General features: G+C 40.1%; 16 protein-coding genes. 15 read left to right on the forward strand and 1 reads right to left on the reverse strand.

The genetic code is table 11. The features are described from left to right. Nucleotides 1–25: 25 nt before the first annotated feature. Nucleotides 26–319, forward strand: coding sequence for a hypothetical protein (locus A4S05_RS02775; protein ID WP_069068297.1), 294 nt, complete (start codon nt 26–28; stop codon nt 317–319). A gap of 175 nt (nt 320–494) precedes the next feature. Next, entirely contained in the window at nt 495–1,133 is a 639-nt protein-coding gene (locus tag A4S05_RS02780) for a hypothetical protein (RefSeq protein WP_069068298.1), read from the forward strand. 603 nt (nt 1,134–1,736) lie between these two features. Here the strand turns inward: A4S05_RS02780 and A4S05_RS42945 are convergent. After that, entirely contained in the window at nt 1,737–1,862 is a 126-nt protein-coding gene (locus A4S05_RS42945; RefSeq protein WP_256090799.1) for a hypothetical protein, read from the reverse strand. 345 nt (nt 1,863–2,207) lie between these two features. Between A4S05_RS42945 and A4S05_RS02785 the strand changes: the two genes are divergently transcribed. From A4S05_RS02785 to A4S05_RS02840, 13 genes are all read left to right on the forward strand, one after another. After that, on the forward strand, nt 2,208–4,937 hold the full coding sequence (locus A4S05_RS02785) for a TnsA endonuclease N-terminal domain-containing protein (RefSeq protein ID WP_069068299.1): 2,730 nt from the start codon (nt 2,208–2,210) through the stop codon (nt 4,935–4,937). Beyond that, nucleotides 4,928–6,055 carry an AAA family ATPase gene (locus tag A4S05_RS02790; RefSeq protein ID WP_069068300.1) on the forward strand — a complete coding sequence of 376 codons (1,128 nt, stop codon included), beginning with the start codon at nt 4,928–4,930 and terminating at the stop codon, nt 6,053–6,055. The genes A4S05_RS02785 and A4S05_RS02790 overlap by 10 nt, the downstream gene beginning before the upstream one ends. Beyond that, on the forward strand, nt 6,045–6,860 hold the full coding sequence (locus A4S05_RS02795) for a TniQ family protein (RefSeq protein ID WP_069068301.1): 816 nt from the start codon (nt 6,045–6,047) through the stop codon (nt 6,858–6,860). Before A4S05_RS02790 ends, A4S05_RS02795 begins: the two co-directional genes overlap by 11 nt. A gap of 239 nt (nt 6,861–7,099) precedes the next feature. Beyond that, nucleotides 7,100–7,555 (forward strand): four helix bundle protein, encoded by a 456-nt coding sequence (locus A4S05_RS02800; RefSeq protein WP_069068302.1) that lies wholly within the window; start codon nt 7,100–7,102, stop codon nt 7,553–7,555. A 48-nt stretch (nt 7,556–7,603) separates the two neighbouring features. Continuing rightward, nucleotides 7,604–8,017 (forward strand): element excision factor XisH family protein, encoded by a 414-nt coding sequence (locus tag A4S05_RS02805; RefSeq protein ID WP_069068303.1) that lies wholly within the window; start codon nt 7,604–7,606, stop codon nt 8,015–8,017. Next, the gene (locus tag A4S05_RS02810; protein ID WP_069068304.1) at nt 8,005–8,340 is read left to right on the forward strand and encodes a XisI protein; all 336 of its coding nucleotides are present in this window, start codon (nt 8,005–8,007) and stop codon (nt 8,338–8,340) included. The genes A4S05_RS02805 and A4S05_RS02810 overlap by 13 nt, the downstream gene beginning before the upstream one ends. A 143-nt stretch (nt 8,341–8,483) precedes the next feature. Further along, nucleotides 8,484–8,798 carry a hypothetical protein gene (locus A4S05_RS02815; RefSeq protein ID WP_069068305.1) on the forward strand — a complete coding sequence of 105 codons (315 nt, stop codon included), beginning with the start codon at nt 8,484–8,486 and terminating at the stop codon, nt 8,796–8,798. Between the two features lie 53 nt (nt 8,799–8,851). Beyond that, complete coding sequence (locus A4S05_RS02820; RefSeq protein WP_069068306.1) at nt 8,852–9,859, forward strand: tyrosine-type recombinase/integrase; 1,008 nt, start codon at nt 8,852–8,854, stop codon at nt 9,857–9,859. An 82-nt stretch (nt 9,860–9,941) separates the two neighbouring features. Further along, nucleotides 9,942–10,319 carry a four helix bundle protein gene (locus tag A4S05_RS02825; protein WP_069068307.1) on the forward strand — a complete coding sequence of 126 codons (378 nt, stop codon included), beginning with the start codon at nt 9,942–9,944 and terminating at the stop codon, nt 10,317–10,319. Between the two features lie 60 nt (nt 10,320–10,379). Further along, a complete protein-coding gene (locus A4S05_RS02830) occupies nt 10,380–10,853 on the forward strand; it encodes a hypothetical protein (RefSeq protein ID WP_069068308.1) in 474 nt (157 codons plus the stop codon). Beyond that, nucleotides 10,850–11,530 carry a hypothetical protein gene (locus tag A4S05_RS02835; RefSeq protein ID WP_069068309.1) on the forward strand — a complete coding sequence of 227 codons (681 nt, stop codon included), beginning with the start codon at nt 10,850–10,852 and terminating at the stop codon, nt 11,528–11,530. Before A4S05_RS02830 ends, A4S05_RS02835 begins: the two co-directional genes overlap by 4 nt. Nucleotides 11,531–11,548: 18 nt before the next feature. Then, nucleotides 11,549–11,707, forward strand: a complete 159-nt coding sequence (locus A4S05_RS41305; RefSeq protein WP_176726898.1) for a hypothetical protein — start codon at nt 11,549–11,551, stop codon at nt 11,705–11,707. Nucleotides 11,708–11,851: 144 nt separating this feature from the next. Continuing rightward, nucleotides 11,852–12,223, forward strand: a complete 372-nt coding sequence (locus A4S05_RS02840; RefSeq protein ID WP_069068310.1) for a hypothetical protein — start codon at nt 11,852–11,854, stop codon at nt 12,221–12,223. The last annotated feature ends 45 nt before the right edge of the window (nt 12,224–12,268 follow it).

The following is a 12,268-nucleotide window of genomic DNA, read 5'->3' on the forward strand; positions in this document are numbered from 1 at the left end:
GCCAATGCCTTCAAGGGAACAGCCAATGAAAACTTCTAATGATACAGATAGTAAGAAGATCATCAAAAAATCTGACAAGCTTACCCTGAGACAGATGAAATTAATCGAGGAGGCTGAAGACCAACTTCTTGAAGCTAATACTGTCAATTCTACTGCCCCTGTGGTTGAGGTTGAGGAGAAACCAGTAGCAATTTCAGAGCCTAGAGTTCCTGACTATGTTCCATTCCTTGACAATCCTCCAGTGCAATCGGTGGGCAAATCAGGCTGGCAGATTTCTGATATTTGGCGTGATATCCGCGTTGATGATTTCTGCGGGTAAAAACCTAGTAAAGATAGCTGAAAAAAATACGTTGCTATTGTGTGTACGCATTGTCACATACAGAAGTTTTCTTTTGATAAAGAAGTCTAAAAGATAATTAACGATAGCACTAAAATTGAATGCATAAACGCTTAGGCGACTCATCGCAGACATCGCAATGGCATCAGGTAGTTGAATGGGTAAACGAAAGAGAAGACATCACAAGACATCCTTCCCTTGGATGCTAGAAGAAAAGAATCTGTTTATTACAAGGACTGGTAACGAAATAGTTACAGATGCAGGATGGGAAAAAATTTCATTTGAAGAAGCCAGAAAACTATTTAGTCCCGAAACTTTTCAAGAGTGGTACGAGCTGTTCTTAGAAAATACAGATATCTCGGAAATACTTTCAGAATCTAACGTCGATATAGATTTAGATGATGAATCAGCAATAGATAACTTTTTACTTCGGAGCAACTGGACACCAAAACAAGTCAATTTAGTTGTAGCGAAGGCTATCTATAAAAATCATGCCTGGGTAAGAGGATTACTGATTTCTACACCTGATGTTGAAGAACCCTACTTTCACAATTATGAAATGGAGGCAATTCGTTTAGGAGTCCAATTGCGAAAATACATCAAAGAGGATATTCCAGTAATTAATGACTGCAAAAATGCTGTCAGATATTTACATGGGAGATACGCCCTCATTGGCTGGCAACCAAGAAATTGTGTGACAGCAGCTCACAACCTCAAAATATCTCAAGCTACTAAGGTTTATAGTCAACTTCTCTGGGATGAAGATTGGGTAGATGAAGAAGACGAAATTTATTAGTCAAGAACAAAAAACTCTACAACACTGGAAAATATGCTCCTCATTACTGATGACTGGATAATAGTAGAGTTACCGCCAAATAAGACCAGAAATCTTTGAAGAGCTTAAGAGCGATGGCGGAATGGCACTAAGAAAAGCATAAATCCCTGGTATTCCTGGCTTTTGGGTGTGGGGTTGCAGGTTCGGGTATAGGGAATTAAGAAGATGTTGAACTACTTGACGCACTCGCATTCAATTGTCTGGAACACACTCAGCCTACACCCTACCCCCAACACCCTGCCCTCACGAGGTTTCACATGAGTCTTAGTGCCATTCAGCTATGGCGTAACCGTCATGAGCCAGTGGCGATCGCTCTAGTAATAACGTAGCGTGGGTGCGGCGTAGAGGGTCTTTCAAGCGATTTCTAGACGGATGCTTGGAGCGGGGTAAAACACTTAACAGAAATTGTTAAACTTTTTTATTCCAATAGACTAAGGCAACCGCCTGAGCAACTTTTGTAAACTATCTTTGCACCAAGTCAAAGCTAGAGTTGCATTGTGCCTATAATAAGTTACGGCTAACTATAACTGAAAGTTAGCACCCTGTAAATGGTTATCGCTTGGATTACGCATCAAAGGCGATACCAAGACAAGCAAAATTTATCAGCAGCGTAATAGAAACTATTCCGTTGCCACCATGCACCCTCCGCGATCGCATGTTGGTGTGTGACTGTAACCATAAGTTTGCCATTTTTGAAACCATAAGTTTGCCGCAGTAAGTGTCACTTAAAGGATAATGTGGCCGTTTTTAAAGGATAAAATGACCGCAAGACAGAACTTAAGATAGAAGAGTATTTGAGAGATTTAAATGCGATCGCTTGTAAAGTAGGGCGACGCAAAAATAAGCATTGCAGGTTTTTAGGGCGGCCACTTTATCCTTTAATTCCGGCCATCTTTTCCTTTAAGTGACAGTAAGAGTTGAAAAGTAGATTATTACGTTTATTGGCTAAATAGAAAAAGTTGAGTTTTGAAATGATAAACTTGCCGAAAGTACAAAAATAAAGCATAAACCTGCCGAAAATAACGGTTTTTCTGTATGCTCAGCGACCAAGAGTTTGAAGACTGGTGTCGCCGCCTTTGTTTAACAGAGACGACAAAAGAGTTTGTGCAAAAAATCCGTTGTTCAGAACCTGTAAGGATTGTAGGTGGCGGAGCGAAAAATGTTTGCGGTAGCTATCCAAGCCGCAAAATGGGGAAAACAATTCAATTTGAATCTCATAAAGTAGAACTGCCAGCGATCGTCGAATACGAAAATGACGAAGATGTTTTGGAATACTATGACCAACCAATTCGCTTAAGCCTATCATTCAAATCAAAGAGCGGACGTTGTGTGGTGACATCTCACACTCCTGATTTCTTGATCATACGCCGTAACTGTGTGGGATTTGAAGAATGGAAACCGAGCGAACGTCTCAAAACATTAGCTCAGAAACAACCCACACGCTATCAACAGAGCGAAGACGGTCAATGGCACGCTCCACCAGCAGAAACGAAAGTTCAACCACTTTTACTGTACTACCGTTTACGTACAGATCAAGAAATAAACTGGATTGCTTACCGCAACCATCAGTTTCTGAAAGCTTATTTCAATCAAGAAAATACAGTTAACTCAGAGGTAAGAACAACGGTTGTTGAGTGCGTGAGAGCTAACCCTGGAATAACTCTGAAAGAACTACTAGAATCAACCAGTACCAATGGGGTAGACGATATCTATGCCTTGATTGCAACAAAGCAATTATATGTAGACCTGAAAGCAGTAGCTTTGAGTGAACCAGAACGAGTTCATCTTTTCAGCAGTCAACAGATGGCACTGGCATATAATGTCATGATTGCTCAAAGAATTTCTACCACTATTGCCAGCGGACAACGAATTGATGTGGCGGTTGGCTCAACCCTTATTTGGGATGGTAAAAGTTGGTGTGTACTTCAAATTGGAGACACAAAAATTGCTCTCCAAAGCGAAAATGAACTGATTCAGTTAACTCATGCAAACTTTGATGCACTCATTGCACAAAAAGAAATTACTCATATTCAACCCAAATCTGCAAAAACAACAGAAATTTGGGAACAGCTAAAATGCGCGAGTCCCGAAGATTTGTCCGTGGCTAACTACCGCTATAAAATCATTGAGCCATATTTACATGGAAGACCGCCAATTAATAGTTCTGTACCTGAGCGGACAATCCGTAGCTGGAAATCCAGATTTAATAAGGCTCTTAATAATTATGGCTGGGGCTATATTGGTTTGCTACCCAATCGGGGAGACAAAGGAAATCGAGTAGACCGCTTTTCACCCGATACTTGGGAGTTCATCGACCGAATTATTGAACAGCATTATGAAAATCTCAAACAGCGAGGAAAACTGGCAACTTACGGTATTCTCGTTAGAGAGTGGGAAAAAGCAGGAAGAACAGACCCTTGCCCCAGTCGGATTACTTTCTGTAAGCGTATTAATCAACGAGATCCAGTACGGCAAACTCGCCAAAGACAAGGTAGTAGAGCAGCTTACCAAAAGAATCCTTTTTATCACGAATTAACGCTTTCCACGCCTAACCACGGCAGTCGTCCATTTGAAATCTGCCACATTGACCATACGGAATTAGATATTGAGTTAGTTTGTTCTCGCACTGGACGCTGTTTAGGCAGACCTTGGGCAACGATTCTTATTGATGCTTTCTCCCGCCGCATTTTTGCCATCTATTTAACTTTTGATCCACCATCATATCGCTCTTGCATGATGGTGTTGCGAATTTGCGTGCAGCGACTTGGACGTTTCCCAGAAACATTAATAATGGATAATGGTGTAGAGTTTGGCAGTATTTACTTTGAAACTCTTCTGGCAGCGTTTGCTTGCACAAAAAAACAACGCCCTGTTGCTAGTCCAAGGTTTGGTTCACTTATTGAACGTTTTTTTGGCACAACCAACACAGAATTCTTTTACAACCTAAAAGGGAATACTCAAATTACTAAACAGGTTCGCTTGGTAAATAAAGCAAATGACCCAAAAGTACAAGCTGTCTGGACATTGCCAGAATTATATGAATATTTTTGTGAATATGCTTATGTGATTTATGACTGTAGAGAGCATCCGGCGTTAGGACTCTCTCCTAATGCTGCATTTGAAAGAGGTCTTAATCAAAGTGGAATGCGCTATGGAGAAAAAATTTTAGATGATGAAAACTTTAAAAGTTTTACCTTGCCTTCAACTCCGAAGGGAAGTGCAAAAATAATACCAAGAATTGGTATAAAAATTAATTCTATTTACTACTGGTCAATTGATGATTCCTTTCTTAATCCTGAAGTTGAAGGAACTCAAGTCCCAGTTAGATACGACCCATTTGATGTCGGGACTGCTTATGCTTATGTCAAAGGTAATTGGGTGCGGTGTATTTCTGAATATTACTCATCCTTACAAGGTCATTCAGAAAGAGAAATTCGACTTGCAAGTATTGAATTGCGCCAACAGAAAAATCAGTACAACCAAAAGATAACAATTAGGGCTAAGGAACTTGCACAGTATCTAGAATCAGCAGAAGCTCAAGAAACTTTACAGGCACAAAGACTGCACGATTTGGCTGCACTAGATATGCGTCAATTGCTGTATCAAAATAATATTAAACAGACACAAACTTATCTTGATGAATATCCAATTAACATTAATACAAGCAATCCTACTGAAGTTTTATCACAAACAGATAAATTAAATATTTCAGCAATAGATTTAGAAAAAATTCAACCCCATACTCAAGAGGAGTTATGGCAATAAAACACAAACGTCTATTTCCTCAAGCACTTCTTACTCAATCATCAACCGAGCGGCTGAACTATTTTCAGGGGATTACAATTGGACATTTACGATTAAAACAAGCTTTAGATATTTTGTTGATGAATCTTCAACAACCAACAGATATCTGTGTCTTGTTCGTTGTTGGCCCAGCAGGAGTAGGGAAGACTACTTTACGATTACGAACTGAAAAACTGTTAATGGAAGGTGCATTAGCATCTATGAACAGTAATATTTGTCAGATCCCAGTCGCAGGTATAGAGGCAATTGCTAATGAAGCAGGAAAGTTTAATTATAAAGATTACTACCTCCGGGTTCTAGAATCTCTAGAAAAAATCTCGCTCAATTCAATCACTACAAATAGTACATCAAATTATCAAAAGTATGCAAACACTCTTTCGGCTACATACTTTGCTTCCAAAAGTTCTGATACAGTGCGTCGTGCTTTAGAACAATCTATGCGACACCATCAATTAACAGCATTAATGATAGATGAAGCCCAACATTTGCTGATGGTTGCTGGAGGAAAACAAATGTTACATCAGATGAATTGGATAAAATCTATCGCTAATGTTACTGGTGTCGTACATATTTTATTCGGTACTTATGATTTACTCAACTGCTGTCATCTCAGTGGTCAAGTCAGCCGACGCAGCGATGATATACATTTACCTCGTTATTCGACAGATAAAAAAGAGGATATAGCTGAGTTTATGCGGGTTCTCAGAACATTTCAAGCACATTTACCTTTGCTTGAAGAACCTTCCTTGGTAGAACAATATGAATATTTTTTGGATTACTCAGTTGGCAGCGTTGGTCTGCTCAAAACTTGGTTGACAAAAGCGTTACGAAACGCCTTGGCAGAGAACGCGACAACCCTCAATGCGAAGTATATCCAACAAAACGAATACTCAAAAGCACGACGGCAGCAAATTCAACAGGAAGCACAAGCTGGAGAGAAGCGATGGCACAACGAGGTTGGAAGTGTGACGCCCAGTTTGACCAATGAAGAGGTTAAGCAACCATCTCAAACGAAAGGTCGTGTTGGAAAACGTCTGGCTAAAAGAGATCCTGTAGGAATTAATCTTGATGTTAGTTGATTATTATACCGAAGATGAGTTTTGGAATCTGGAAAAACCAACAATTCCACAACGTTGTCAATTATTCCCATTGGAGCCAATTGGTATTGGTACGCTTTATATGGAGAGCTTAAGTGGATATATTGCTCGCCTTGCCGACTATCACACCATAACTGCTGAAGAACTAATTTTGTCAAAGATTATTCCACTGATGGGGCACAAAACAAGCAGTGCTAGTTCCATCAACATCATTAATCATTTATTTGGAGTTCAAGATTCTTTAACTACAGCAAGCCAAACCAGAGTTAACATTGCCACTACTCTAATTCAAGTTCTAGAAGAATTGACCCAGCGTCAAGATTTATCTTGTCTGTGGCCATTGAAGTGGGCAAGTATTTTTTTCGAGTTTAGCATTCTGCGCTTACATCAAGCTTGGTGCCCAGTATGCTATGACACCTGGCGTACCAATAATCGAGTAATTTACAATCCACTGCTGTGGTTAGTCAACACAATCAAGGAATGCCCTCACCATGAGCATCAGTCACTGATTGAGCAATGCCCTCACTGCCAGCAAGAGTTTCCACCATTATCAAGGTATTCTCGTCCAGGATATTGCTCAATCTGTCATCTATGGTTAGGTGGACTGCAACTTAATCAAGTAGTTAATGAAGAAACTGAAAGCGTTGACTTTTGGCGGCAACAATTGATAGCTCCGCTCTCTAATCAAAGCAATAAGCCTCTGTGGCAGTGTATGTGGTTCGATGATGTCGAAGATTTGGCTGCTAATACACCCTCTAACTTCTTACCACCCATACATCAAAACTAATTTTTCACCGAAACTTGCCCAGGCGTTTTGAAAGCATAAACGTGCCGCCCCGGCAAACTTATGGTTACAGTCACACACACAGTCACATGTATATCAAGGGAAGTAGTATTAATCGTAGTTTATGTCGGATAAAAGATAAGGGTATCTTATTTTGTCTTCAACGTGCTATATTATTTTCAAGTCGGAAGTCGGAGGTCGGAAGTCGGAAGTTAAAATATGGAAGTGGAGTAGGTACAGTTGTGGATAAAAATGTTGGGATTGCTGACAGAAGTAAGGCGTTTGCAATTAGAATCATTAAAGCTTGCAGCTTTCTTGATGAAAAACCAGGTATTTGCCGCACACTATCAAAGCAACTGTTGCGTTCTGGAACAAGCGTTGGTGCAAATATACGGGAGTCACGTTCGGCTCAGTCTGATAAAGACTTTTTGCACAAGATGGAAATCGCTTTAAAGGAAGCACGCGAAACTGAATACTGGTTGGAAATTTTAATTGAATCTGAAGTTGTAGAAAAATCTAAATTTTATTCGTTACTTCAGGAAGCTGATGAGATAGTAAAAATACTCGTGGCCTCTACACGCAAAATTAAAGAAAGATTAAATGGCAATAAACTTCGCAGTAGCAAGATAGTGGTTGCAAGAGATAAGCACTCAGAATTGACAACTACTGTGAACTCGAAAGCAATACCCCCCAGCTAAGTTACACATTCTTACCTCCGACTTCCGACCTCCGACTTCCTTAAAACTATGGCTCGTGATTTATTCCACAATATTGTGAGGTCTGCATTAGAAAAACAGGGTTGGATAATTACAGATGATCCGCTCAATATTAGGTGTGGCGGGGTTGATGTCCAAATTGATTTAGGTGCAGAGCTACTTCTAGCTGCCGAAAAAGCAGGAGAAAAAATAGCAGTTGAAATCAAAAATTTTGTGAGTGCCTCAAAAATTTCTGAATTTCACATGGCGTTAGGACAATTTATTAATTATCGGACTGCATTACGTGCAGAAGAACCTTCGAGAAATTTATATTTAGCTGTACCATTAGTCACTTATAATGATTTTTTTAATTTGCCTTTTATTCAAACTGTAGTCAACGAAAACAAATTGAAATTAATTATTTATAACCTTGAGACTGAGGAAATAGATCAATGGATAAGTTGAATGAATACCGCGCAAAAGTTAAGCAATTATTAACTAAGTATATTGAGTACAAGCCTAGTTATGGAGATGTAGAAGTCGAACAGATTTTTGACATAGAGTATGACCATTATCAAATTATTAGCATTGGATGGAACAATCAAAAACGGATCTATGGCCCAATAATGCACCTAGATATCAAAAATAATAAAATTTGGATTCAACAAAATACAACGGAAGTAGATATTGCTTTAGAATTGATAGAGATGGGTGTACCTAAACAAGATATTGTCATCGGGTTTCATACTCCTAAAATGCGCCAACTATCGGGATTTGCTGTGGAATAAACATGATGTAAAATGCAGAATTTTTGCCACTATTCCGATTGAGCATATATTAGTTAATAGAGAGCTATAAGGTACCAAAAGGATTACTTTACTTTGTATAAAATCGGGTAAAATTTTGTTGTGATAGCCACAAGTTGTCAATCATGCTTTATTACAAACTAGTAGGACATACCCCTGTTGCTGTTAATTCATTGTCAGAGTGGCAAGATTCTTTACACTCAGTGCAAGATTCCGGACAACATCTAGTTGCTGAAACTATAGTTGGGGATGCCAAAGTATCAACTAGTTTTTCGGGATTCGATCTCACTTTTGGAGATCCCCCGTTGCTTTTTGAAACGATGGTTTTAGGCGGGCCTCATCACGGGAGAATGCAGCGTTATTCTACATGGGAGCAGGCACTAACCGGTCACGATCGTACCGTCGTAGAAGTCATGACTACCTCACCACCAGATGAGTAATCTCAAATCAATACAGGATTATATTTAATACTTAATAATTTACACAAAACTGGATGAACTACAGCGCAGATTCTTTACCTGAGATCAAACTTATTCCTCTTGACCGTGAAGCTCTACATTTCACACAGCCAGGAGAAACTAGAAGACCACCAACCGATATTCGGTGGGTAAAAGTTCTGGAATTTTTACGCAGCAACAATCTCGCACTCAACAGCCGCAAACTCTACGAACGCGAACTCAAAAGGTTTTTGACTTGGAGTGAGCTGCACTATCATGAACTGCGTCCACGTCATCTTGCGCTATATAAAGAATATCTCCGTGATGAAATACGGACTGATGCAGGTAATCTCCTTTCAAAAAGCAGCATTAATGCGGGAATTGCGGCACTCAAAAGCTTTTTCAAATGGATGTCTTACACATATCCTGAAATTATTGCTACTAATCCCACACTGGGGATTAAACTGGAAAAAGTGCCACTGCCACCAGCCCAGAGTTTAACCCCAGAAGAGATGGAACGGGTTTGGTCAGCGTTGGAATTGCTGGGAGAAACAAAGCAACGGGATACAGCACTGGTTCACATTCTCAGTCATGGACTCCGGGCTGGGGAAGTTGTGCAGCTAAATGTTGGCTCATTTGATGGCAAGCTACTATTTTTACCAGACACCAAAACCAATGAACCACGCTTAGTGCCACTGCGAAAGGAGAGTCGGGAAGTTTTAGCAGAGTATTTGCAATTGCGCTCACAGCAAGGAGAGGTTTTGACCAGCCTCAGTCCATTGATGATTTCACACCATGCTTCATACAAAGGTGAACGCTTGAGTTATCACGGCATTTACTTTGCTGTAGAAAATATCGGTGAACTTGCTCAAATTGAGGATTTGCACCCTCACTCCTTTCGCCACACCTATGCCACTGACTTATTGCTATTGGGAGTTGACCCCAGCCATGCCCGTAAGCTAACGGGACATCAAAGCGAGAAGGCGTTTCGGCGCTATACCCTTCGCAGCGAACAAGAAGCGGCGATCGCTGCTTACTATCGTGCAATCGGTGAAGAAGAATAAAAGGTTGTGGGGTGTAGGGTGTAGTTGATATTATTGAGCGAATACAAAATTTAATATAGTCTTCTTATTAATTAAATAAATTATGAATGATAAACCGTCAATACAGTCGTATCAAGACTTAAAAGTTTGGCAAGAAGCTATGAATTTAGCAGAAGAATGTTATAGAGTCACAAAACCATTTCCTAAAGAGGAAACATACGGCATGATATCACAAATTAGGAGAGCCTCTGTTTCTATTCCAGCTAATATTGCGGAAGGTTATGGTAGAAGAACAAGAGGTGAATATATTCAATTTTTATACATAGCTCAAGGTTCGCTTAAAGAACTTGAAACTCATCTTTTACTTTCAATTCGTGTAGCATTAGCTGTTGCTGAAGTGATAAATCCAGTTATTAATCAGTGTAAATTAGTTGGCAAAATTCTACTGGGTTTAATTCGATCTCTTGAAAGTAGAGCGTAGCAGGGTGTGATTCTTTCTCATTGCCTACACCCTACACCCTACACCCCACACCCTCACTCTATGCCAAAGCCACTCGATCCCAAGTGTCAGTTATGCGCCAAGTTACCAACAACTCAAGCTAAAGTGCTGCATGGAACAGCAGGGGATGGGTGTTGGAATCCAAAAGTCTGTCATAATCGCCGTTCGTTTTACCGCCACCGTTCGCAGAATAATTCAGCAAAAATTGATTCAGTAACAGTCGAACCACCAGCAACATATTTTGCAGTGCTGTATTTGTATAAAGAACCAGGGGATAAACCATTACATGCTATGTCGGCAGAACTCTGGCTGGGACAAAAGCCTGTTTGTCGCCTGGAACCAATTCACTGCTTTGGGCTAACGGCTGGCAAGATCCGCGCCTATACAGATCAGGTGTTGCAGGCATTTGCAAAACAATACAGTGTTTCACTATATCAATATAAGGATATGTTTGAGATTACCTCAAGCTACTGCCCAGTACGACCCTGCCCGTTGCATCCAGAATCGTTGAGATGACCACATACCGCCAATTAACAATTTGGGATGTATTAGATGAGTTGTCTGAATCTCCACCCACTTCTTCCCTTGATGCGATGTGGGATTGTTTGGATGCCGAGCTGGAAAAATTACCCTTGGAGGCACAGTTATTAACCGCAGCGCTTGCCTTCAGTCAAATTGCGGATATTCTCAAGTCTCGTGCCGAAGTGCTGTTGCAAGATACCCGCGATCGCAACAGTCTTTTAGGGCCAATTGTTAGCACCGATCTCTTTGCTGGTTTAGTGCGGACAACAATGCACCTAGATTTAGATGATTTGATTGAACCGCAAATACCACAAACCTTTAAACCACACGGCCCACACCAATTTTCATCTCCTACTGAGTTGGGTGATTCTGTAGCAGCACCTGTTGAAAAAGCAAATGTTTTGGCAATGCTTGATGAGGTGACAACTTTAGAAGATGTCCGCAATTTGGCATCAGATGAGAATGTCCAAAAATGGCAGAGCGCGATCGCTAACCATCTGATAAATGTCAAAGATGAGATTTCTTTAGTTAAACTGCAACGTGTGTTGCAAATGCCAATGGTAGAAGTGTGGTTGGGATTATTGCTGGGTGGGTTTACATTAGAACAGCGTGGTGATTTTTATAACAGTCGGAATATTTGGGTGAAAAGTTCTCCAATTACTAACACCTAGCCGATTTGATTTGAAATTTTGAACTTTCAAGCTGCTTTGACACCCAATAAATTTATCACTTCTGCTGCTGACCAACCAGATTGTATTCTCTTTCAACAAACGCCAGCAGCTTTGACTGCAAGGATGACAAATAAGGTTTGGCAAAATCCCCAATCCTTGCAACTACAAAATATTTGAAACCCTTGATTTATTGTTACAATAGTATTAGTAGTTAACAACCCCCAGAGGGTTAGTCTGAGCGCTATTGAGCTTATTCGTTGTCAGAAGATTTCTTATCTTCTTCGTCATCCTTGTCAAAATTTGTATTGCTAAGGGGGACTTATGGGTGAATCGAAACGCCGAAAAGCAGTATTAGGCAATCACTATGGCTTGCCTAATATTTTCAATGAAGTCCAATCAATGTGGACGCAGATTAATTTCTCGCTCAAGCGAGTCAAAGATTCTGATAGTCGATGTTTACTTGTTCAATGTTCTAACAACGACCGAGGATTCCATCAAGACACTATTGCCCAAATTCAAAAAGAAATAGAAAATTGGAAATGTGATTTGGATATTCCTATCTTGATCCAAGTTCTCCCAAGGGGAGTTCAAAATTCAGGAACTAAACTTTTTGTTGTGTTCCTTTCCTTTTGGTGTAATTGTCCAGAATTTGAATTGTGGCGAGAAATATTTGAAAGTGAACTCTTTAGGTAACCCTTGTTGCATTAATTCATTGTTTCCTGTCTGCTGCATCATTTC

This window comes from Nostoc sp. KVJ20, from assembly GCF_001712795.1.
GTDB lineage: Bacteria > Cyanobacteriota > Cyanobacteriia > Cyanobacteriales > Nostocaceae > Nostoc.

What these genes read in the sequence shown, in the direction of transcription:
- A4S05_RS02785 (WP_069068299.1), top strand. Translation starts at nt 2,208, where the DNA reads ATGCTCAGCGACCAAGAGTTTGAAGACTGGTGTCGCCGCCTTTGTTTA.
- A4S05_RS02825 (WP_069068307.1), top strand. Translation starts at nt 9,942, where the DNA reads ATGAATGATAAACCGTCAATACAGTCGTATCAAGACTTAAAAGTTTGG.
- A4S05_RS02815 (WP_069068305.1), top strand. Translation starts at nt 8,484, where the DNA reads ATGCTTTATTACAAACTAGTAGGACATACCCCTGTTGCTGTTAATTCA.
- A4S05_RS02790 (WP_069068300.1), top strand. Translation starts at nt 4,928, where the DNA reads ATGGCAATAAAACACAAACGTCTATTTCCTCAAGCACTTCTTACTCAA.
- A4S05_RS02780 (WP_069068298.1), top strand. Translation starts at nt 495, where the DNA reads ATGGGTAAACGAAAGAGAAGACATCACAAGACATCCTTCCCTTGGATG.
- A4S05_RS02820 (WP_069068306.1), top strand. Translation starts at nt 8,852, where the DNA reads ATGAACTACAGCGCAGATTCTTTACCTGAGATCAAACTTATTCCTCTT.
- A4S05_RS42945 (WP_256090799.1), bottom strand. Translation starts at nt 1,862, where the DNA reads ATGGCAAACTTATGGTTACAGTCACACACCAACATGCGATCGCGGAGG.
- A4S05_RS02775 (WP_069068297.1), top strand. Translation starts at nt 26, where the DNA reads ATGAAAACTTCTAATGATACAGATAGTAAGAAGATCATCAAAAAATCT.
- A4S05_RS02795 (WP_069068301.1), top strand. Translation starts at nt 6,045, where the DNA reads ATGTTAGTTGATTATTATACCGAAGATGAGTTTTGGAATCTGGAAAAA.
- A4S05_RS02810 (WP_069068304.1), top strand. Translation starts at nt 8,005, where the DNA reads ATGGATAAGTTGAATGAATACCGCGCAAAAGTTAAGCAATTATTAACT.
- A4S05_RS02805 (WP_069068303.1), top strand. Translation starts at nt 7,604, where the DNA reads ATGGCTCGTGATTTATTCCACAATATTGTGAGGTCTGCATTAGAAAAA.
- A4S05_RS02840 (WP_069068310.1), top strand. Translation starts at nt 11,852, where the DNA reads ATGGGTGAATCGAAACGCCGAAAAGCAGTATTAGGCAATCACTATGGC.
- A4S05_RS02835 (WP_069068309.1), top strand. Translation starts at nt 10,850, where the DNA reads ATGACCACATACCGCCAATTAACAATTTGGGATGTATTAGATGAGTTG.
- A4S05_RS02830 (WP_069068308.1), top strand. Translation starts at nt 10,380, where the DNA reads ATGCCAAAGCCACTCGATCCCAAGTGTCAGTTATGCGCCAAGTTACCA.